The sequence below is a fragment of the Pedobacter sp. T50_32 genome (assembly GCF_057652195.1).
Window position 1 is genome coordinate 608,888 of the sequence record NZ_JBYFBY010000001.1, and the last position, 20,696, is coordinate 629,583.

Annotated in this window: 20 protein-coding genes; 11 read left to right on the top strand and 9 right to left on the bottom strand. The window is 37.5% G+C overall.

The window, feature by feature from the left end; genetic code table 11:
• Positions 1 to 3 precede the first annotated feature (3 nt).
• Positions 4 to 687 (bottom strand): hypothetical protein, encoded by a 684-nt coding sequence (locus AC23ME_RS02615; protein ID WP_487726189.1) that lies wholly within the window; start codon positions 685 to 687, stop codon positions 4 to 6.
• 162 nt (positions 688 to 849) lie between these two features.
• On the opposite strand from AC23ME_RS02615, the gene AC23ME_RS02620 reads away from it, so the two are divergent.
• The 5 genes from AC23ME_RS02620 to AC23ME_RS02640 all read left to right on the top strand — a co-directional run bounded on the left by AC23ME_RS02620 (position 850) and on the right by AC23ME_RS02640 (position 4,782).
• Positions 850 to 1,395, top strand: a complete 546-nt coding sequence (locus AC23ME_RS02620; protein ID WP_487726190.1) for a DUF1543 domain-containing protein — start codon at positions 850 to 852, stop codon at positions 1,393 to 1,395.
• Between the two features lie 233 nt (positions 1,396 to 1,628).
• Positions 1,629 to 2,690 (top strand): NADPH dehydrogenase NamA, encoded by a 1,062-nt coding sequence (namA, locus tag AC23ME_RS02625; protein ID WP_487726191.1) that lies wholly within the window; start codon positions 1,629 to 1,631, stop codon positions 2,688 to 2,690.
• Positions 2,691 to 2,779: 89 nt separating this feature from the next.
• Positions 2,780 to 3,598, top strand: a complete 819-nt coding sequence (locus tag AC23ME_RS02630; RefSeq protein WP_487726192.1) for an OmpA family protein — start codon at positions 2,780 to 2,782, stop codon at positions 3,596 to 3,598.
• A gap of 126 nt (positions 3,599 to 3,724) precedes the next feature.
• A complete protein-coding gene (locus tag AC23ME_RS02635) occupies positions 3,725 to 4,030 on the top strand; it encodes a YbaB/EbfC family nucleoid-associated protein (protein WP_487726193.1) in 306 nt (101 codons plus the stop codon).
• A gap of 74 nt (positions 4,031 to 4,104) precedes the next feature.
• Positions 4,105 to 4,782 carry a metal-dependent hydrolase gene (locus tag AC23ME_RS02640; protein ID WP_487726194.1) on the top strand — a complete coding sequence of 226 codons (678 nt, stop codon included), beginning with the start codon at positions 4,105 to 4,107 and terminating at the stop codon, positions 4,780 to 4,782.
• A gap of 148 nt (positions 4,783 to 4,930) precedes the next feature.
• On the opposite strand, the gene AC23ME_RS02645 is transcribed toward AC23ME_RS02640, so the two are convergent.
• From AC23ME_RS02645 to polA, 3 genes are read right to left on the bottom strand one after another with little or no spacing between them, the layout of a single operon-like run.
• Positions 4,931 to 5,206, bottom strand: coding sequence for a hypothetical protein (locus tag AC23ME_RS02645; RefSeq protein ID WP_487726195.1), 276 nt, complete (start codon positions 5,204 to 5,206; stop codon positions 4,931 to 4,933).
• A 41-nt stretch (positions 5,207 to 5,247) separates the two neighbouring features.
• Positions 5,248 to 6,138 carry a TonB family protein gene (locus tag AC23ME_RS02650; protein ID WP_487726196.1) on the bottom strand — a complete coding sequence of 297 codons (891 nt, stop codon included), beginning with the start codon at positions 6,136 to 6,138 and terminating at the stop codon, positions 5,248 to 5,250.
• 53 nt (positions 6,139 to 6,191) lie between these two features.
• On the bottom strand, positions 6,192 to 8,990 hold the full coding sequence (polA, locus tag AC23ME_RS02655) for a DNA polymerase I (RefSeq protein WP_487726197.1): 2,799 nt from the start codon (positions 8,988 to 8,990) through the stop codon (positions 6,192 to 6,194).
• Between the two features lie 145 nt (positions 8,991 to 9,135).
• Between polA and AC23ME_RS02660 the strand changes: the two genes are divergently transcribed.
• The gene (locus tag AC23ME_RS02660; protein WP_487726198.1) at positions 9,136 to 9,819 is read left to right on the top strand and encodes a hypothetical protein; all 684 of its coding nucleotides are present in this window, start codon (positions 9,136 to 9,138) and stop codon (positions 9,817 to 9,819) included.
• Between the two features lie 71 nt (positions 9,820 to 9,890).
• On the opposite strand, the gene AC23ME_RS02665 is transcribed toward AC23ME_RS02660, so the two are convergent.
• The 4 genes from AC23ME_RS02665 to trmB form a co-directional block, all read right to left on the bottom strand.
• Positions 9,891 to 10,172, bottom strand: a complete 282-nt coding sequence (locus AC23ME_RS02665; protein WP_487726199.1) for an Rdx family protein — start codon at positions 10,170 to 10,172, stop codon at positions 9,891 to 9,893.
• Positions 10,173 to 10,217: 45 nt separating this feature from the next.
• Positions 10,218 to 10,559, bottom strand: a complete 342-nt coding sequence (locus AC23ME_RS02670) for a carboxymuconolactone decarboxylase family protein (RefSeq protein WP_487726200.1) — start codon at positions 10,557 to 10,559, stop codon at positions 10,218 to 10,220.
• A gap of 60 nt (positions 10,560 to 10,619) precedes the next feature.
• Positions 10,620 to 10,946, bottom strand: a complete 327-nt coding sequence (locus AC23ME_RS02675; RefSeq protein ID WP_487726201.1) for an MGMT family protein — start codon at positions 10,944 to 10,946, stop codon at positions 10,620 to 10,622.
• Between the two features lie 99 nt (positions 10,947 to 11,045).
• Positions 11,046 to 11,696 (bottom strand): tRNA (guanosine(46)-N7)-methyltransferase TrmB, encoded by a 651-nt coding sequence (gene trmB / locus AC23ME_RS02680; protein ID WP_487726202.1) that lies wholly within the window; start codon positions 11,694 to 11,696, stop codon positions 11,046 to 11,048.
• Between the two features lie 236 nt (positions 11,697 to 11,932).
• Here trmB and AC23ME_RS02685 point away from each other — a divergent pair, with 236 nt between their 5' ends.
• From AC23ME_RS02685 to AC23ME_RS02695, 3 genes are all read left to right on the top strand, one after another.
• Positions 11,933 to 14,263 (top strand): TonB-dependent receptor, encoded by a 2,331-nt coding sequence (locus AC23ME_RS02685; RefSeq protein WP_487726203.1) that lies wholly within the window; start codon positions 11,933 to 11,935, stop codon positions 14,261 to 14,263.
• 12 nt (positions 14,264 to 14,275) lie between these two features.
• Entirely contained in the window at positions 14,276 to 15,079 is an 804-nt protein-coding gene (locus AC23ME_RS02690; RefSeq protein ID WP_487726204.1) for a DUF4249 domain-containing protein, read from the top strand.
• Positions 15,080 to 15,185: 106 nt separating this feature from the next.
• Complete coding sequence (locus tag AC23ME_RS02695) at positions 15,186 to 16,118, top strand: LysR substrate-binding domain-containing protein (RefSeq protein ID WP_487726205.1); 933 nt, start codon at positions 15,186 to 15,188, stop codon at positions 16,116 to 16,118.
• A 3-nt stretch (positions 16,119 to 16,121) separates the two neighbouring features.
• On the opposite strand, the gene AC23ME_RS02700 is transcribed toward AC23ME_RS02695, so the two are convergent.
• The gene (locus AC23ME_RS02700; protein WP_487726206.1) at positions 16,122 to 16,973 is read right to left on the bottom strand and encodes a sulfurtransferase; all 852 of its coding nucleotides are present in this window, start codon (positions 16,971 to 16,973) and stop codon (positions 16,122 to 16,124) included.
• Positions 16,974 to 17,191: 218 nt separating this feature from the next.
• Between AC23ME_RS02700 and AC23ME_RS02705 the strand changes: the two genes are divergently transcribed.
• Together AC23ME_RS02705 and AC23ME_RS02710 are read left to right on the top strand one after the other, a co-directional pair.
• Positions 17,192 to 20,044 (top strand): ligand-binding sensor domain-containing protein, encoded by a 2,853-nt coding sequence (locus AC23ME_RS02705; RefSeq protein WP_487726207.1) that lies wholly within the window; start codon positions 17,192 to 17,194, stop codon positions 20,042 to 20,044.
• Positions 20,041 to 20,667, top strand: coding sequence for a response regulator (locus AC23ME_RS02710; protein ID WP_487726208.1), 627 nt, complete (start codon positions 20,041 to 20,043; stop codon positions 20,665 to 20,667). Before AC23ME_RS02705 ends, AC23ME_RS02710 begins: the two co-directional genes overlap by 4 nt.
• Positions 20,668 to 20,696: the final 29 nt, after the last annotated feature.

A 20,696-nucleotide genomic window follows, 5' to 3' on the forward strand; every position in this document is an offset into this window, starting at 1 on the left:
TAATTATCCCCTGGTTGATAATTCGGTACGTTTTTGTTGCGTAAGATAGATGTAATTAAACATACAGTAAGTTGCTATTGCACCGAAACTATGCCATAAGAAATGTGTTCCGAAACTTGCCCACTCCCATTTATCCGCTATGCGAAAAGTAAGCGCAAAAGCAAAAGACAGCAATGCAAAACCAACCCATTTTCCTGCTTTCCATTTGGTGTAAATAAGGTGAATTAATACTGGAACTAAAACCAACAATGCCATCATTGCATAATTAATATTGATGAAAAGATGTGCGTTTTCTGCGCTAAGTAAATCTCTAAGTGCAAATTGCAATCCGGCGTAGCCGAAAACCATTAAAACAGCATAATACCAACGGGTGCTTTGTACTAAAAAATAAATGCCAGCAGATACGCAAAGTAGCATAATAGGTAGCCAATCCATCATTATAAAAACTGACCATTGCCTAAGCGAGTGATAAACTGTACCGCCAATACCACCAATATAAAGCAAAATTATACAGTAGGTTAAAAACGGATTTGCCTTAAAATTTCCCTTAATTTTGATAGTCCAAAATATAGCAATGAATAAGAAAAATACTGCGGTTATAGCATTAAGTGGCTCAGGAAAAAGTTGAGCCATATTTGTTTCAGTATAGAGTATTCCGCCATCTGGAGGGAGTTGGTTAATAGACATGATTTACTTTTTCTTCTTAAAACGTGAAGGTAATTGTTTTTGTTTTAGCTTAACTTTATGCTTCTGTTAAAACTAAAGTAACCACATAGACATATAGTTTTGCTATTTAAGTTTATTGTAAAGCTAGGTGTCTATGTGGTTAAAATCTAAAACAAAACAAACATGACAAAACCAAAGCTATTTATGATTTTGCTGGGCTGTAAACCACAAGGCAGACATACCGAACAACACGATATTTTCTTCGCTATTGCAAATGAAGTGAAAGAATTGGTGTCTGCAATTAATGACTTCTGGCCAGAAGCAAATGGTAAAATTCATTTAGATGCTTACCGGATTGTAAATAATGTTAATGGTTATAAAGTAGAAGTTGTAGAGAGAAACAGCAAAGCTGATGCTGCAAATCGCTTATTCTTTATGAATTTGGGAGGATATCAAACTAATGTTTTTGAAGAGCTACATTATAAAATGCTGATGGTAGCTGATGAGAAATCCATAGCTATTAAAAATGCTAAAGAAAGCGAATTCTTTACACAATATTTTAGTCCGCATATTGATGATAAATATGGTGTAGATGTGGATGATGTTTTTGAAATTGAAGATGTGCTGCCAAAGGAGATGAAAGCTAAGTATCAACTCGTATTTACATCAACGGATGGTTTGCCAGAAGATGAGATTGTATTAGGTTATATGCCTATCAGTAAATTGTAGCCTTATTTTATAAGAAAGCGGTCAATGCATCCACATTGAGCCCGCTAAAACTATAAGGAATTAAGAAGTGCTTGTTAACAACCCAAACATAATTCCTGTAAGTACAATTTTTTGCAAAGTATCGGTAAAAAGCTGACATCTGTCGTCCGTTGACTTTGTCATTAAATATTCACAACTTTTTAGAAGGGTAATTGTTGCTTTTTTACTTCTTAAATTGCATCAAAAACAACAACATGTCATTACTTTTTTCCCCAATAAAAATTAAAAAGATCACCTTAAAAAATCGCATTGTAGTTTCTCCAATGTGCGAGTATTCTTCTGTAGATGGTTTCGCCAACAATTGGCATTTGGTGCATTTGGGCAGTAGAGCCGTTGGTGGTGCGGGTCTCGTGATTACAGAAGCTACGGCTGTATCGCCAGAAGGCAGAATTTCTATTGTAGATTTGGGTATCTGGAAAGATGAGCAAAAAGACAAGTTAAAGGAAATTGTTGATTTCATCCATGAAAATGGTTCTGTGGCTGGTATCCAACTGGCACATGCAGGTAGGAAGGCCAGTTTTGATATCCCTTGGGAAAACCCTGCGCAAGTTGATAATGAAAAGGGCGGTTGGGATACAGTTGCCCCAAGCGCTATTCAATTTAACCCGAAAGATAAAATGCCTATCGCTTTAGATAAAGCTGGAATTGAAAAAGTGAAAGCAGATTTTAAAGCAGCTACAAAAAGAGCTTTGGAAGTTGGCTTTAAAGTAGTAGAAGTTCATGCGGCCCATGGTTATTTGCTGCACCAGTTTTTATCGCCATTAAGCAACCAACGTAACGATGAGTACGGTGGAAGTTTTGAAAACCGTATAAGGTTGGTACTAGAAGTAGTTGAGGCTGTTCAAGAAGTTTGGCCACAAGAAAACCCCTTGTTTGTGCGTATATCTGCGACAGATTGGGTTAATGGTGGGTGGAATGCAGAAGAGTCTGTTGCGCTTTCGAAGATTTTGAAAGAGAAAGGAGTAGATGTAATTGATACTTCTACTGGTGGTTTGGCTAGAGAACAACAAATTCCGGTTGCGCCAAATTACCAAGTTGGTTTCGCAGAACAGATCAAAAAGGAAGCTGGTATTTTAACAGGTGCTGTAGGTTTAATTACAGAAGCAGAACAGGCAGAACTTATTTTGCAGAATGAAGAAGCAGATTTGATATTTCTTGCCAGAGAACTGCTCAGAAATCCTTATTTCCCGTTGCAAGCAGCAAAACAATTGGGCGATGATGTAAAATGGCCAGTACAATATGAGCGAGCTAAGTAACATTCTTATACAGAGTGAATTTTAACAATGCAGCTATTTTGTAAAGAATGAAGTTTTTCTATCTTTATAATGCCAAATGTTAAACGTATATGCTTTATAGAGGATTCCTATTAATCCTGTTTTATATCTCACTTTTTGCAACTGAAGCTGCTGCACAAAAAAGAAAAACCACTAGTTTTTTCTTCGATACCGATTTAAGCGTGTTGGATGACAAACAGAAGGAAGCTTTTGCACAGTTTGTAAGTGAAATGGAGGCTGAAGAGATTGTATCTATTTCGATACTCGGTTATTGCGATGACAGGGGGCGAAAGGGGTATAACGATACGCTTTCTGTAAATAGAGCAAACTATGTTAAAGACTTGCTGCACCAACGAGGAATTAATACGGATAAAGTTAAATTACTTACTGGCAATGGAAAAGTAGATCTTGCAGCGCAGAATAATGTAAACGAGCAAAGGGCTTACAATAGAAGGGTAGATTTGGTGATTGGTTATGTGAAAAGAAAGTTTGCTACCGATAACTCTATTTTATCAGATACACTAAAAGTTGGTGATAAAATCATTCTAGAAAATATTCTATTTGAAAACAGTAGGTCGGTACTTTTAGAAGAATCTATTCCAGTTTTGGAAAGGATAACTAATATCATTAAAGAGAAAAAACAGTACAATATTGCCATATTAGGCCATATTTGTTGCAATCCACCGGGTAGAGATGTTAAAGATTTCGAAACTGGAGATTATAACCTATCGCAAGCCAGGGCAAAAATTATCTACGATTACCTCATCTATAAAGGTGTAGACAAAAAAAGATTGACTTATAAGGGCATGATGGCAAATTTCCCGTTAGGAAAGGGCGAGAAGAACGACAGAAGGGTTGAATTGCAGATAACGGGTATCAATACTAAATAAAGAATTTTAAAACCTTTTGATAAACCTCTTAGTTTAAACTTTGGGGTTTTTATCTTTTATTAGCAATTTGATTTTTACTTTTGGAGCGAGCTTCATCGCTTGTTAATACATTTTAAATATAATAACATGTTTGATAAATTAATGGCTGCACAAGGCAAGGCCGAAGAAATTAAGAAAAGATTAGATACCATTTCTGTATTTGGTGAGGTAGAAGGTGGTGCAATTAAGGTTACTGCTACCGCAAATAAGGCAATTACTGCTATTGCAATTACCGATGAATTTTATGAAAAAGCTGACAAAGAAGAATTAGAGGAATTGCTACAAGCTGCGGTTAACAAGGCTTTGGCGCAGGCTGAGCAAGTGAGTGCTGTTGAAATGCAAGCCGCTACTAAAGACATGTTGGGCGGATTAGGCGGTCTGTTTGGCAGTTAAGCCTTTTTAGACCGAAGACCAAAGCTGAAAGATTAATAGCTTTATAATAAACCGAATTACCATATCTCAAAGAAATGAAATACACATACTACGGGCAGTCATGCTTTTTATTAGAAACATCATCTGCAAAACTTTTATTCGATCCTTTTATTAGCGGAAATCCATTAGCGAAAAATATTGATATCGCTAAAATTGAAGCTGATTATATTTTGGTAAGTCATGGTCATGCCGACCACGTGGCAGATTTGGTAGACATTGCTAAAAGAACTAACGCTAAAGTAATCTGTATGCCAGAAATAGCTGGGTGGTTGCAAAAGCAGGGCGTAACCAATATCCATGATATGAACATTGGCAAGTTTAAGTTCGATTTTGGAACGGTGCGTATGGTTACGGCAACACACTCTAGCAGTTTGCCAGATGGTTCTTATGGCGGTAATCCTGCTGGATTTGTTCTAGATGTGGATGATAAACAGATTTATTTTGCTGGAGATACAGGCTTGACTTTAGAAATGAAACTTTTGGCCGAACTGTACCAATTAGAATACGCGATTTTACCAATTGGTGGTAATTATACCATGGATGCAAGTGACGCCGCAATAGCTGCAGAATACGTGAACTGCAATAAAGTAATTGGGGTACATTATGATTCTTTTCCAGTAATTGAGATTGATAAATACACTGCTGTTGAAGTATTTAAAAGAGCACAAAAACAATTGTTATTGCCTACAATTGGCGAAACGATAGAATTGTAACCAATAAAGGAATTTAGTTAGACTTGCGAAGTTTTTTAACGGCAAAGCCCTCATCTTTACCGTTAAAATGATAGTATACAAAAGTTAAACTTTTGTAAGTGTTAAATAAAAAAGTCCCGACATTACGTCGGGACTTTCTTTTTGTCAGTTAGCCTTTCTTTTTAGCGGCTGTTTTGTTTGCTTTATATCTCATATCGGCAGTGCCGTCTTTCTTCTTGGGTCCTGCTACAACAACTTTCTTAGCTTTATTTTCTTTGTAACGCATATCTGGTGTACCATCGGCTTTAAGCTTTGCGCTTGTAGATTTAGTTTTTGTTGTTACTGTAGTTTTTTTAGGGGTTTGCTTTACTGTTGTTGTGGTTTGTGCAAATGTGCTGCTTAAGCCAAATAGGGCAATGGCAGCTAGAGTTAATAGTTTTTTCATGTATGTAGTTTTGTGTTAATAACGATGTAATATACAGAATGTTATCTGTTTAGAGAGAATTTAATTGGGATATTATATCGCACATTCACTACTTCGCCAAACATTTTGCCTGGCATCCAATCTGGAGACAGCTCAAGCACCCGCATTGCTTCTATTGCGAGCTCATTATTAGGAGATCTTTCGATATTCACATCCTCTACATCACCATTTTTCTTTACACTAAAACTAAGGATTACCGTACCTTGAATGCCTTGTTTGGCAGATTGAGATGGATACTTAATTTCTGAAGAGAGATATCTATAGAAATCTCTTAAACCACCTTTGTAAGTTGGTGGAGAAAATAAATCTTCATATTTAAGTTCCCCTCCATTTTTATCATAATACTTACTAATTATTTTCTTGCCGGTCTCATCGTAGCTTTCTTCTCCCGCTATTTTACCCTCTTTGTAAATATATGTCCAGCTGCCAGATTTTTTGCCGTTAGTGAAGTTTCCCTCTTCCCTATTGCCATACCAATATTGGGTGAATTTACCGTCTAGCTTTCCATAGGTGTAGTTTTCAACTTTCTGTATCTCGCCACCATCGGTAATATAGGTAATCCATTCGCCGTGTCTATGGCCTTTGTCGTAGTCTCCTTTTTCTTTAAGCTTGCCTTTAACAAATTTTGTATATGCGCCTTTTCGCACTGTTAGCTCTATGTCTTCAAAGCTAATCACCTCCTGAAGAATGTCTTTTCGGTCGTAAAACGAAACTTGGTAAAAATTGCCTTCACGTTTAATTACCGGCCGCCATTTAGAACGCACAGGGTCTTTGGTGTACATTGGGCTATTGTAAACCAAAGTTGTATCTTGCTGCGAATTATTGCGGTCGGTATTTTGAGCAAAGCCGATTTTTGCTATTGCTAATAATAGGATAAGCGTTAATTTTTTCATTTTTAATTTTTGTTGAGGCGCAAAATATTGCGCCTGTACGTATTTATTTTTTGTTAGTGCGCCTCTAGCCAATTCACACCTTCACCGATTTCTATCTCAATTGGTACTTCGGTTTTTATGGCCGTTTTCATTCTATGGGTGATGATTTCTTTCACCGCTTCTTTTTCGCTTTTAATTACATCAAACACCAACTCATCATGCACCTGCATGGTCATTTTAGATTGTAATTTTTGAGCTGCCATATCTTTATGGATGTTGATCATCGCAATTTTGATCATATCTGCCGCCGAACCTTGAATTGGAGCATTTATAGCATTTCGCTCTGCGTAACCTCTAACGGTCATGTTTGCCGAGTTGATGTCTCTTAAATACCTACGGCGGCCCATAATAGTTTCTACATAACCGTTTTCACGAGCAAAATTCATGGTATCACTCATATAGTTTTTAATGCCTGGATATTGAATGAAATATTGCTCAATGATTTCAGCCGCTTCTTTACGAGGAATATTCAAATTCTGCGATAAACCAAATGCCGATTGACCGTAAATAATACCGAAGTTCACAGCTTTTGCATTTCTACGTTGGTTAGAAGTCACTTCGTCTATACCAATTCCGTAAACTTTGGCTGCCGTAGCGGTGTGAATATCAATGCCGTTTAAAAAGGCATCTAACATGTTTGTTTCCTTGCTAATTTCCGCAATAATCCTCAACTCAATTTGTGAATAATCGGCAGATAAAAGGATGTGATTTTCATCTCTCGCAATGAAAGCTTTTCTTACTTCCCTGCCTCTATCGGTTTTAATAGGGATATTCTGCAAGTTAGGATTGTTAGAGCTCAATCTGCCAGTTGCGGCAACCGCCTGATTGTAACTCGTGTGTACTCTGCCCGTTCTCGGATTTACTAACAAAGGCAATGCATCAACATAAGTAGATTTCAGTTTCTGCATCTGGCGGAAATCCAAAATATCCTGAACGATATCACTTTTACTAGCCAATGCAGTTAAAACATCTTCGCCAGTTTGATATTGGCCAGTTTTGGTTTTTTTCGCCTTTGGATCTAATTTTAGATGGTCAAAAAGAACTTCCCCTAATTGCTTCGGTGAAGCCAAATTGAATTTCAGTCCTGCTTTTTCGTAAACACTTAATTCTGCTTTCGAAATTTCTTCCTGTAGTTGCGCCGAATAAGTGGCTAAAGTTTCAGCATCAATTCTAACGCCTTCCTTCTCCATATCCGCCAGTACATAAATCAAAGGGTTTTCAATTTCTGTAGCAAGTTTCGTGGCATTTCTCTCCAACAACATCGGTTCAAAAATATTCGCTAGTTGCAGGGTTACATCGGCATCTTCTGCCGCATAATCAATAACCTTTTCTACAGGAACGTCTTTCATGTTCAACTGACCTTTTCCTTTAGCGCCAATTAACGAAGTGATAGAAATTGGTGTATAGCCTAAATAATTCTCCGAAAGCACGTCCATGCCATGTCTGGTATCAGGATCTATCAGGTAATGTGCCAACATCGTGTCAAATAGCTCACCTTTCACGTTAATGTCGTACCATTTAAGCACCAACATATCGTACTTAATATTCTGACCAATCTTAACGATATGCTCGCTTTCAAAAACAGGTCGAAAGTCTTCTAAAATCGCTTGGGTTTCTTCTTTATTTTGAGGCGTTGGAATGTAATATCCCTTCCCAGCTTCAACTGAAAATGATAGACCTACCAAATCCACAAAATTAGCATCGGTTCCTGTCGTTTCGGTATCAAAAGAAATCCGATTTTGTTGCAATAGTAAAGCAATTAGTTCTTTCCTGGCTTCGGGAGTGTTAACTAAATGATATTCGTGTGGAGTGTTATCTATATTTTTAGCATCAATCGGCGTGTCAAATAGTGAAGGTTGATTTTCAATTTCTTTTGTAGCTACCGCATTTCCGAACAGATCTTGCTGACCATTAGATTTGCCTTCGTTTACACTAAAAGCATCGCCAAATACACGTTTGCCAATGGTTCTAAATTCTAACTCGGCAAACAAAGGTTCTAACAATTCTTTACTTGGTTCTTCGAGTAATAATTGTTGTTCGTTAAACTCTACTGGGACATTTAAAATAATAGTTGCCAGTTTTTTAGAAATCAATCCTTGTTCTGCGAAGTTTTCTACGTTCTCTTTTTGCTTTCCTTTCAGTTCGTGGCTGTTGGCAATAATATTCTCCATGCTGCCATATTGCTTAATTAAGGCTTTCGCAGTTTTTTCTCCAATTCCAGGAATTCCAGGAATATTATCTACAGCATCGCCCCATAAACCTAAAATATCTATTACCTGCAAAACGTTTTCAATTTCCCATTTGGCCAAAACCTCTGGAACGCCTAAAATTTCCATTTCATTGCCCATACGAGCAGGTTTGTAAATGAAAATATTGTCAGAAACTAGTTGTGCAAAATCCTTATCTGGTGTCATGCAATACACTTGGAAACCCGCTTTTTCGCCTTCCTTGGCTAGCGTTCCAATAATATCATCAGCCTCGTAACCATCCTTGGTAATTACAGGGATATTAAAGCCTTCTATTAACCTAAAAATATAAGGGATAGCTTTCGATAAATCTTCGGGCATTGCCTCACGATGAGCTTTATAGGCTTCGAATTCCGTATGTCTTTCTGTAGGAGCATCGGTATCGAAAACTACTGCAATATGTGTAGGTTTTTCCTTTTTTAGTACTTCTAGCAGTGTGTTTGTAAAACCCATAACAGCCGAAGTATTAACACCTGTTGATGTGAAACGAGGATTTTTGCTTAGTGCAAAATGCGCTCGGTAGATTAGCGCCATTCCGTCTAAAAGGAAAAGTTTTTTGTTGCTCATATTTATAGTTTAAATGGTCATTTCTCTTTACTGTCACCGACTGAAAGGAGAAATCTTTTCAACTTTGGGTAAAGTTAATATCTATCAATGATGTTTTAAGGCTTTTTAACAAAACATCATCCAAAAATTTACGTTATTTGTTTTCATGAGAAAATCAGTATTCTTTTTTATATTCTTTTTTGTTGCTGTTGCTGTATTTGCGCAAGATGCAGTGTTAATTAGCGAAGGTAATTTTGTGCGTGGCGAAATTAAGGGCACCAATTACGAATCTGTTTTTATCCAATTGGAAGAGCAGGGTTTAAAGGAATACAAAGCAAAGGATATCAGATCATTTTTATGGAATGGCGATACCTACGAGAGTAAGCCCTACATTGTTGGTAAGAAAGCAGTAGTTAAGTTCTTTAAATTGGTAGAAAGCGGAAAAGTAAATCTATATGCCGTAGGCGGAACATCGGGTGTTGACGAACCTGTGCAGCCTCGTGCAAAAGCCCGTCCAACTTTTGGAGTTGGTATGGGAACTGGTGGCGGAATGGGCGGTGGCATGGGTGGCGGTGTAAGTATTAACCTTGGTGGTAATCGTGGGGGCGATGTCGAAAGACCAGCTGGAGCACCCCCAAAAGCTAAAGTTTTCTACTTTATCGAAAAACCAGGAACAGGACCTATGCAAGAAATTGCTGCAGATGGCTCTAGAACAGCCGCTACTAAAAACTTGCTGTTAGCTAAACTTACTGGCGATGAAGGCTTAACTGAGAGCATTAAAGCAACCGAGTTTTTTGATGAAAAAATGCTGATTGCTTTAGTGAAGTCGTATAATGAGTCGGTGAAGTAATTTGAGAACGTTGAGACTTACCAAGTTTCAAAAATTCAGTAAGTATTAATTCCCTCTTAACGTCTTAATGTTCATCTCCTATCCGAATGTCCTAAGCTTTTATCAAGACAAGCAATATCTCTTACTAGTTGCTTCAATTCTTTAATTTCTGGAAAGCGGTTTTCCATTTTTCTATCAAAAATCAACTTATCATTCACAGAAATTAGAAATGTGCCATTCGTTTCACTGGGTTTTAGTGTTACACCACCAAGTTCTTCAGAGAATGTCGTCAACAGTTCTTGAGCAAAGTAGGCAGAACGCAATAGCCATCCGCACTTTGGACAATATTCTATAGTAACAGAAGGCTTGTTCATTATCATAATTTCTTAGTGATCTTTGCGTCTTGGTGGTTGATGAGATTATTTCTTTAAGTCATCCCAAAACTCTACAGCTCTGCGGTAATGAGGGATAACAATGGAGCCTCCAACCAAGTTCGCGATCATAAATATTTCGTTCATTTCATCATCACTAACGCCTTCGTTGTAGCATTTTTCTAGGTGATATTTAATGCAGTCATCGCATCTTAAAACCATCGAAGCTACTAAGCCCAACATTTCCTTAGTCTTTACATTTAATGCGCCATCTGCGTAAGAAGTAGTATCTAGCGCAAAAAAGCGTTTAATGTTGGTGTTTGCTGTTTCCATTACACGCTCATTCATTTTAGAGCGATAATCGTTAAATTCTTCTACTAATTTTCCCATTTTAAAAAATGATTAAGTGTTGAATGATTAATATGCGATAATATCATCGGACTTCTGACTTTATAATTCCTGCAAAGGATCCCAAAACACCTGCTTAAAATTCTTTACTTTATCATTAATTACCGTAATGCCTTCTTTTTCCAGTAGTTCCTGCATCAATGTTGGTGGCGAAAAATGAAACCGGCCAGTTAGTAATCCGCTACTGTTTACAATTCTATGCGCAGGTACTTTCGGACTAGCTTGCCCTGCGTAAGCCATTGCATGTCCCACCATTCTCGATGAATTAGCAACGCCTAAAGCTTTGGCTATAGCACCATAAGAAGTTACCCTTCCTTTGGGAACTAACCTTGCCACTTCAAAAACCTGTTCGTAGAAATTTGTGTCCATTTCAAGTTGAATTTCTCATCATTGCGAGGCACAAAGCAATCTTAAAGCAAATAGCTATCTTCATGAGATTGCTTCGTGCCTGGCAATGACGGCTTTGTTCTAACCAAACGAAAACTGAATATAGTTAATGTTTTTATCCTTTTTAAGGTAAATGCGTTCGTAATGTGTTTTGATAGAAAGCACTTCATCCGCTAAATCAGATTGATATAGATGATCAGTGTCTTTATGTGTAACCAAACCATGTTCTGCTACCTTTTCTTTGGTATAGCCGTACAGGCCATCGTTATCGGTTTTCAGATTGATTTTACCTCCATCCACCAATAGAATTTTATACTTCGATAAGAAATTTGGTGAAGTTAAACGTTTCTTTTCTCTGCTTATTTGAGGCTGCGGATCTGCAAAAGTGATCCAGATTTCGTCGATCTCTTTCTCTCCAAAGTACTCTATTAAATCTTCAATCTGAATGCGAAGAAAAGCAAGGTTTGGAATTCCCTCATCTACACCTGTTCTAGCTCCACGCCAAATTCTATTTCCTTTTAGGTCAACACCGATAAAGTTTTTCTCAGGAAAAAGCCTGGCTAAGCCAACTGAATATTCGCCTTTTCCGCAAGCTAGCTCTAAAACAATAGGGTTTTCATTCTTGAAATGCGCTGCCGCCCATTTACCTTTCAGTACTTTGGCTTCATCTAATTGATATACATTCGGAAAAGTGTCTATTTCCGCAAATTTTCTGAGTTTATCTTTTCCCACTACTACAAATTAAAGTACAAAAGTAAGATTTAATTAGCTATTCCGTTATTTATATCAAGTAACTAATCGAGCAAAAGGCTATCTAATGCTAGAGATTTAACTTTTCCTTAAGATATAAATGCTTTCATTCTATTTAACTTGCGAAAAAATTACTGGAAACGTAGGGGTATGTTCTTTTTTCGTTGTCATACTTCAAATTACCATTAATTAATACACAAATAAATTCCGATACGTAAATGACATCTAATCTCTTTAAGCTGATCTTATTTTTATTCAGCTTTATTGTACTAAGCAGCTCAAATTCATCAGCTCAACAAACTTTTAAAATTTCTGGCAAGGTAAAATCGGCTGAAAGCCAAATAGAGGCGGCAACCATCAACATTGTTGAAGCTAAACGCAATGTGATGGCAGATAGCTTGGGCAATTATGAAGTAGAACTAAAGGCGGGAAACTACACCTTCATCATCAGTGCTGTGGGCATGACCACCTTGACAAAAAAACTAAAGGTGTCCAAAAATCAAACTCTTAATTTCGAATTAGAAGACAGCGCCAATAACCTCGATGAAATTGTAATTTCTACTGCCAGAGACGATCGCAGTTTGGCAAGTCCGCAAATGGGCGCAGAGCGATTGAGTATGAAAACGATCAAAAATATTCCGCTTATTTTCGGCGAACGCGATGTCTTGAAAGCTATTCAACTCCTGCCGGGAATAAAATCTGCTGGCGAAGGCGGCGCTGGTATTTATGTTCGGGGCGGTTCGGCAGATCAAAACTTGGTGCTGATGGACGATGTACCCGTTTACAATGCCGCACACTTGTTGGGTTTCTTCTCCACTTTTAATCCAGATGCGGTAGAAGACATTACCGTGTACAAAACCGGAATGCCTTCGCAATTTGGTGGCAGGCTTTCATCAGTGTTAGACATTAAAATGCGCCAAGGCAATACTGATAAATTCTCTGCTTCTGGCGGTATTGGTTTAATCTCTTCGAAACTTACTTTAGAAGGTCCAATTCAGAAAAATAAATCATCTTTTATTATTTCTGGTAGAAGAACTTACGTAGATGCACTTTTGAGGCTTTCGCCCGATAGCGCCATCAACCAGAACACCATGTACTTTTACGATGTGAACGGAAAAGCTGATTTCCAGTTGGGAGAGAAAGATAAGCTGAGCTTTAGCGGTTATTTAGGTAGTGATAAGTTGGGTTTAGCAAAAACTTTTGGCTTAAGCTGGGGTAATGGCATTGCAAGTGCGCAGTGGCGACATATATTTTCTAACAAGCTGAGCTCAACAACCACTGGTTCTTTCACGAGCTATCAGAATAAAATTGAAGTAAATACAGGCATAGACAACGTTCGTATTTTCTCGCAGTTAAAAGATTGGGGCTTGAAACAGAATTTCTTCTGGCAGGCTTCAGATAACAACCTAATTAAGTTCGGGTTCAACTCTATTCACCATACAGTAACTCCGGGCGAGGTAACTTCGCAAGGTCAATCGAGCTTTAATGATGTGAATTACCAAGAGAAATTTTCTTGGGAAAATGCGGTTTTCGCATCAAGCGACTGGCAGGCTTCAGAAAAACTGAACATTGGTTTCGGATTGCGATTAACCAGCTTTAGTGTACTTGGTGGTGGTGATTTTCTAACGGTTGATCCGGAGGGGAGTATCATTAATTCAACTTACTACAAGAAAGGTGAGTTTGTGAAAACCTATCTCAACCTGGAACCTCGTTTATCGTTAAGCTATTTGCTAAACCAAGAAAGTTCTGTGAAGGCGTCGTACGTAAGGAACGCACAGAATATGCATATGATCTCTAACTCGACTTCTAGTCGCCCGAGCGATAAATGGTTGCCAAGTTCGTTGATGGTAAAACCCGAAATATCAGACCAAGTTGCGGTAGGCTATTACCGTAATTTGTTCGAAAATGCTTTTGAGTTAAACGTAGAGACCTATTACAAAACCCTAGATAACCAGATTGACTACAGAGACGGAGCTGAAACATTTAATTCTGATAATATTGAAACGCAACTGCTTTATGGTATAGGAAGAGCCTACGGTTTAGAAATGTTATTTAAGAAAAAGAAGGGTGATTTTACCGGATGGTTGAGCTACACACTCTCTAAAACAGAACGAAAAATAGATGGAATTAATGGCGGCAATTGGTACAATGCCCGTCAAGATAGAACGCATGAATTGGCTTTGGTAGGTTCTTACCAACTCAATGAAAAATGGAGCCTTAGTGCATCGTGGATTTATTACACTGGCGATGCCATCACGTTTCCGGTAGGGAAATACAATATGGATGGACAGGTTTTCTTTTACTACACAGATAGAAACACTTACCGAATGCCATCTTACCATAGGTTAGATTTAGGAGCCAACCTTCAATTGAAAAAGAGAAAGAATTACAGTTCAGAACTTTCTTTCAGTTTGTACAATGCCTATGGTAGAAAAAATGCCTACTCAATCAACTTCCGAGAGGCAGAAAACGATCCGAGTAGAACCGAGATTGTTCGTACTACTTTGTTTCAATGGTTGCCTTCAATATCTTATAATTTCAAATTTTAATAGCTGATACTCATGACAAATTTTAAATATATCGCAGGTCTTTTTTTATTGGTAATTGGATTTTCTTCCTGCGAAGAAGTGATTGATCTGGAGTTAAAAAATGCGCCAGAGAAATACGTAATAGAGGCTTCAATAACTGATCAAGCTGGCGGTGCGAGGGTTGTTATAAGTAAAACCAAAACCTATAACAGCACCAACGATTTTGAAGGTGTGCCCAACGCTTTGGTACAAATTGAACATGCTTCGGGAATGAATAGCCAACTAATTGAAATGCCAAAAGGTGTTTACACTAGCCCAAACTTAAGGGGAGCGCCGGGAATGCCTTACAAGCTTAAAATATCTGTTGATGGACAAACTTTTACGTCAACTTGCGTAATGCCAGCCATTGTGCCGTTGGAAGATGTTTATCAATTTGAGTTAAACTTATTTGATGGACCAAGGTTGTTTACTCATGTGAAATATACCGATCCAATCGGAGTGAAAAACTTTTATCGCTTCAAAGAGTATAAAAATGGCGTTTACACTAGGGCTATCATTGTATCTAACGATGAATTCAGTGATGGAAAAACCGTAAATCAAACTATATTCCCTTACGAGTTTACTGAAGAAAGTAAACTGAAAAAAGGCGATAGAATAAAATTGGAATTCTCAACGATCGAAGAGTCCGTGTATAAATATTGGTTTAGTGTAGATAACGGCGCACAGGGAGGTGGCGATAGTGCGGCACCAGCCAATCCAGTAAGTAATATTAAAGGCGGTGCTATCGGCTACTTCAGTGCACATACAATACAGTCAAAAGAATATACGGTGCAGTAGTTTATTTAAACCATTAAGGGCATAAGTTCTTAATGGTTTAATTCTTCTTTTTCAAAGTTATTGTCTAAATTTATAGCTAAATAGTGTTGATATCAATTTTAGCTATATGACCTTAGTTCAACTCGAATATATTGTTGCCGTAGATACTTACAGAAGTTTTGTTAGTGCTGCCGAAAAATGCTTTGTTACCCAGCCAACACTGAGTATGCAGGTACAAAAGCTCGAAGAATTTCTTAACGTGAAGATTTTTGATAGGAGCAAGCAACCTGTGACGCCTACCGAAATTGGATCTCAAATTATTGAGCAAGCTCGAATTGTTTTACAGGAGAATAGCAAGATCAAGGAAATCATCAGTAATCAAGAGCAAGATATTACAGGCGAGCTTAAAATTGGTATTATTCCAACCATTGCACCCTATTTGTTGCCAGAGGTTATTGCTTCAATGTTAGGGAAATATCCAGACTTAAAGCTGCTAATTTGGGAATACACTACCGAAGACATCATACATCATTTAAAAACAGGTGTAATAGATTGTGGTATTTTGGCCACGCCTTTGGTTGATGCTAATATTGCCGAGCAACCTTTGTACTATGAAACTTTTGTTGGCTATGTAAGTAAAAACAGTAAGCTCTACAAAAAGAAAACCATCGATGCAGAAGATTTCGAGGAAGAGAACATCTGGTTACTAAATGAAGGCCACTGTATGCGTTCGCAGGTGTTGAACATTTGTAGATCTACCAAAAACAACAAGCTACAAGCCTTAACTTACAACACTGGTAGCGTAGAAACTTTAATTAGAATGGTGGATGTAAATGATGGTACAACCTTATTGCCAGAACTTTCGCTACACGATTTAAATACGAAGCAGTTAAACAAAGTGCGTTACTTTAAATCTCCAGAACCCGTACGCGAAATTAGTTTGGTAACACATAAAAGCTTTGTGAAAAAGAAGATGCTAAATGCTTTGAAAGAGGAAGTTTTAGCGCTTATTCCAAAAGGGATGAAGAATAGGAAAAAGAAAGATATAGTTGGGATTTAGGACTTAACCTTCTGCTGTCTCGATTTTTTTACCATTCCGGCTCCATTCGCTCCAAGAACCTACATAAAGTTTAGGGATTGCTATGCCAGCGTAATCCAATGCCAATAAGGTGTGGCAGGCGGTCACTCCAGATCCGCAATGCACAATAATCTGGTCTGATTTCATTTTTCCGAATGCTTTCTCGTACTTGCTTTTTAATTGCTGCGGTTTAAGAAACAATCCATTTTCATCTAAATTTTCTGTAAAAGGGATATTCTTAGCTCCGGGAATATGGCCAGCAATTAAATCTATTGGTTCTGTTAAACCGTCAAATCTTTCTTTATCTCTAACATCAATAATCAAATAACTTGGGTTTTGTGATGCTGTTTCTACTTCACTAATTAGCACTGTTGGTAAGTGCCATTTCTCCAATTTGTAAGCTTCGTTCGCTTTTTGCGGAGTTGTTACAACTGAACTTAAGGGAATGTTTGACTTCTTTGCTTCGGCTAAACCACCGTTTAGCACTTGAACGTTTTGATGTCCAACTGATTTCAACATCCACCAAAATCTTGCTGCCGCGTTAGAACCATTTTTATCATCGTAAATCACCACGTGACTGTCTTTGGAAATTCCTAATTCTGTTATCTTCTTTGCAAAGCCTTCGACGGTAGGTAAGGTATGTCTACCTCCGTTTGAAAAATCTTCCTTAATTTGTGCTAATTGAGAATTCAAGTCGATAAAAATTGCACCGGCTATATGTTCGGCTTCATAATTAGTTCGAGCATTTTTACCATTGCTCACATCAAAAATCATCACATTACTATTTTCTAAAATTTTAGAAAGCGCTATAGCTTCAATAACTGGTGAAATTTTCATTGTGCTTGATTAATCCTCGAATTACTACTAAATCTATTTCGAAGATAATTCTTTAAGATAAAAAACACGACAGTTTGCAACAAAGTCCTTACTTGTGCAGTCTTATATAAAAATCACCCGTTTGGGGTGATTTTTTACCAATGTAAATATGATTATTTTGTTTGGAGATGTTAACTAGGCAATTATGTGTTTTTATTTTTATCCTTGCTCTGCCAAAATTGCTTTGGTCTCAAAACTATAATTTTACCAATTACAATCTAAAAGAAGGTTTACCGCAGTCGCAGGTAAGCACTATTTATCAGGCAAAAGATCGCACACTTTGGTTAGGTAGCTTTGGCGGCGTTAGCAATTTCGACGGTCTTACTTTTAAATCCTTTACCAAAGCCGATGGATTATTGTCGAACAATGTTGGTTGTATCTTGGAAGACAGCAAAGGCCAAATTTGGGTAGGAACCGATAATGGAATCAATCTTATTCACCATGGCAAGGTTACGAAAGTAGTTGAGGGGATTGATGTTTATAGTTTGCAAACGGACCTACAGGGAAACATCTGGGGTTTATCCAATCGAAAATTGTTTAAGCTTCAACAAAATAAAGTTGTATTCGTGAATGTGGCTGATGGAGAGTCTGTTACTTGCTTAAATAAAGATAAACAAGGAAACTTACATGTGTTTGTTAGGCGGGTGGGTGTTTTCAAATTAGAAAAAAGTAAATGGATACCGCATGCTGTTTTTCCAGCCGATGCTGCAAATAATTATGTGGTTAAATTGCTTTTTGATCATAAGGATGCCGATAAGTTTTATTTAGCCACCATCAGAAACGGCGTGTTCGCTTCAACAAATGGAAATGTGACCTCATTATTTTATAAACCAGATGTAGAAAGCTACTTTGATATTGCGCAAGATGCCGACGGAAGTATTTGGGTAGCTACCCAAAAAGGTGCATATCTGCTTAAAGCTGGGCAAATCCCCATAATTTTTAATGAGCAAAATGGGCTGAAAACAAACAGAGTTAATGTTGTGCTTAAAGATGTAGAGAACAATATTTGGCTTTCGAGTTTTGGCGATGGTATTTTTAGATACGAAGGTGATGCTTTTATAAAGTACGATAGATTTAAAGGGCGAGATTTAGCTTATCCGGTTAGTGGTATAGCAATGGACAAACAACGGAAGCTCTGGGTTTCTACTTTCAATAAAGGTTTGTATCGTTTTGATGGCGAGAATATCACCCAACCCGAAGCTGAAAAAATCAGAGATAAACACCTTTATTTCGTAACAGCAGATCGAGATAGCAATATTCTCGTATCTCTACAAAATGAAGGACTTTGGAAGTACAACGGAGCAACTTTTACACAAATGCCCTTTACCAAAGGCACAAATATTGCCGCTCTGGCTCAAGATGAAGCTAGGAATTTCTATTTAGGTGAGATAAATGCTGTTACCTATTTGGCAAAAAATAGATTAGAGAAAATAATTGGCTTTAAAGGCTGGGTTTCTTGTTTATTCCATCATCGTAAAGATAGTGTTATCCTCGGCACTTCTTCTGGCGTTTACCTCATAAAAAATCAAAAAATAGATAGCCAGTTTACAATTAACGAACTGAAAAATGCTTACGTAACAGGAGTTGTAAAAAATAAAAATGTATTGTTTTTCTGTACCATTGGCGATGGATTAGTCAGCTATGATATCAAAACTAAAACTGTAAAACGCTATTTAAATGCTGATGGTTTAAGCTCTAACGACATCTACAGCGCAACGTTTGATCAACATGGAACTTTATGGTTAGGTACTGGCAGAGGTATAAATAAACTTAAATACAATGCAGCGGCTCAACGCTATCAAATAATTAAAGGGAATTCTCCTGTCGTAGAAGCGAACCAAAATGCAATGATCAGCTTTCAGGATGATATTCTAGTGGGCACTACAACTGGAGTTGTATTGTGTAACACCAAGTTGTTAAGAGAGAAACAAGCTGCGCCGGCTATCTTCATTAAGGCTGTACATATCGTCGATAGAAAAACTAATGAAAAAAAGATTGCATTAAATTCATCGTTAGAAAAGTTGCCAGTAGTCAATCTTAAACATTCCCAAAACCACATTACTATCAATTACAAAGGCATTAGTCTCGCTAATCCGCAGTATGTGTTGTACCGTTATTATTTGCAAGGGTTTGATAAGGATTTTGGCGAACAGGTTTCTGGCACCCAAGCAGAATATTTTGCACTTCCTCCGGGCAATTACACATTTAAAGTTTTTGCAGAAGTAAATGGTGAAAAATCTAGAACAGTAACTTTCTCTTTTGTGATTGATCCACCCTTTTATGCAACCTCATGGTTTAAAGTATTGGCATTTATCGTTATTGTTTTACTGATTTGGGCAACGGTTTACATCATCCTTAATACAAAAGAACGAGCTAGAAAACGGAGAGAAGCTATAAAGTTAGAGGAACAGGCGAAAATTAGAAAACAAACCGCCGAAGACTTTCATGATGATATTGGCAACAAACTCACTAGAATAAATGTGCTTTCAGAAATTTTGGACAAAAAGATTGATGGCCAGCAAGAAGAGCAAAAAGAACTAGTTAGGTTGATTAAGGAAAATGCAGGTTTCTTGTACACTGGAACCAAAGATGTGTTGTGGGCTTTAGATCCGCAGAGCGATAATGTCTACGAAATCATGCAACATATTAGAAATTTTGGCATCGACTTATTTCAGCATACGCAAATCACTTTTCACATGGACGGGTTTGATGAGAGGTATACGAAGTGGAAGATGTCTATGGAGCAAAATCGGAATTTAACGTTAATTGTTAAAGAAATATTGACGAACATATTGAAGCATGCAGGTGCTAAAAACGTAAATATTTTTGTTTTTGAGGAAGAAAATCAAACGCTTAAAATTGAGGTGCTTGATGACGGTAAAGGTTTTGAAATGGATGCCACTGGCAATGGTCGGGGATTACAGAATATAAGAAACAGGAGCCAACGTATTCATGCAAATTTAGAAATGGTAACGAAGTTAGGTGAAGGAACCAAAGTATCTATCTCTAACATAAAACCTATCAGGATATGACAAATCAGCTACGAATTGTAATTATTGAAGACGACGAAGTATTGAGAAAGGGCTACGAAATGTTGCTTTCTGATAAGGAAGATTTCTTAATTGTAAATACCTACGGATCTTTTGATTTAGCAAGGAAGCAATTAAAAGCAGATGCGCCGCAGGTAATCCTTTTGGATATAAATATGCCAGGAACTAACGGTTTGCAGGCTATCCCAGAAATTAAGAAAACATTGCCGCATGCTTATGTTATCATTTTAACGGTGTTCGACTCTCCAGAAACGGTTTTTGAAGCATTAAATATGGGTGCCGATGGTTATTTGACTAAAAATTCGAATACAGAAAAAATTACGGAAGCCATTAAGGATGTTTGCAACGGTGGCGGCGTAATGAGCATGAATGTGGCTCGCATTGTGATGCAGTCCTTTCAAAAAAATCTAAATTCTCCCTTAACGAAAAGAGAAACCGAAATTCTACAACGTATTGCCACGGGTCAAACCAAGATCCAAATTGCTAACGATTTGTTTATAGATCAAAATACGGTGCGTAGTCATGTGAAGAATATTTATATCAAACTAGATGTAAATTCGAAGGCCGATGCTATAAAAACCGCCAAGCAAAACCGTTTTATTTAACTGAATGTGCTAAAATCACCCAAAAAGGG

Excerpts from the sequence above, each read along its gene's own strand:
- AC23ME_RS02615 (WP_487726189.1), bottom strand. The coding sequence starts at position 687 with ATGTCTATTAACCAACTCCCTCCAGATGGCGGAATACTCTATACTGAA.
- AC23ME_RS02620 (WP_487726190.1), top strand. The coding sequence starts at position 850 with ATGACAAAACCAAAGCTATTTATGATTTTGCTGGGCTGTAAACCACAA.
- namA (WP_487726191.1), top strand. The coding sequence starts at position 1,629 with ATGTCATTACTTTTTTCCCCAATAAAAATTAAAAAGATCACCTTAAAA.
- AC23ME_RS02630 (WP_487726192.1), top strand. The coding sequence starts at position 2,780 with ATGCTTTATAGAGGATTCCTATTAATCCTGTTTTATATCTCACTTTTT.
- AC23ME_RS02635 (WP_487726193.1), top strand. The coding sequence starts at position 3,725 with ATGTTTGATAAATTAATGGCTGCACAAGGCAAGGCCGAAGAAATTAAG.
- AC23ME_RS02640 (WP_487726194.1), top strand. The coding sequence starts at position 4,105 with ATGAAATACACATACTACGGGCAGTCATGCTTTTTATTAGAAACATCA.
- AC23ME_RS02645 (WP_487726195.1), bottom strand. The coding sequence starts at position 5,206 with ATGAAAAAACTATTAACTCTAGCTGCCATTGCCCTATTTGGCTTAAGC.
- AC23ME_RS02650 (WP_487726196.1), bottom strand. The coding sequence starts at position 6,138 with ATGAAAAAATTAACGCTTATCCTATTATTAGCAATAGCAAAAATCGGC.
- polA (WP_487726197.1), bottom strand. The coding sequence starts at position 8,990 with ATGAGCAACAAAAAACTTTTCCTTTTAGACGGAATGGCGCTAATCTAC.
- AC23ME_RS02660 (WP_487726198.1), top strand. The coding sequence starts at position 9,136 with ATGAGAAAATCAGTATTCTTTTTTATATTCTTTTTTGTTGCTGTTGCT.
- AC23ME_RS02665 (WP_487726199.1), bottom strand. The coding sequence starts at position 10,172 with ATGAACAAGCCTTCTGTTACTATAGAATATTGTCCAAAGTGCGGATGG.
- AC23ME_RS02670 (WP_487726200.1), bottom strand. The coding sequence starts at position 10,559 with ATGGGAAAATTAGTAGAAGAATTTAACGATTATCGCTCTAAAATGAAT.
- AC23ME_RS02675 (WP_487726201.1), bottom strand. The coding sequence starts at position 10,946 with ATGGACACAAATTTCTACGAACAGGTTTTTGAAGTGGCAAGGTTAGTT.
- AC23ME_RS02685 (WP_487726203.1), top strand. The coding sequence starts at position 11,933 with ATGACATCTAATCTCTTTAAGCTGATCTTATTTTTATTCAGCTTTATT.
- AC23ME_RS02690 (WP_487726204.1), top strand. The coding sequence starts at position 14,276 with ATGACAAATTTTAAATATATCGCAGGTCTTTTTTTATTGGTAATTGGA.
- AC23ME_RS02695 (WP_487726205.1), top strand. The coding sequence starts at position 15,186 with ATGACCTTAGTTCAACTCGAATATATTGTTGCCGTAGATACTTACAGA.
- AC23ME_RS02700 (WP_487726206.1), bottom strand. The coding sequence starts at position 16,973 with ATGAAAATTTCACCAGTTATTGAAGCTATAGCGCTTTCTAAAATTTTA.
- AC23ME_RS02710 (WP_487726208.1), top strand. The coding sequence starts at position 20,041 with ATGACAAATCAGCTACGAATTGTAATTATTGAAGACGACGAAGTATTG.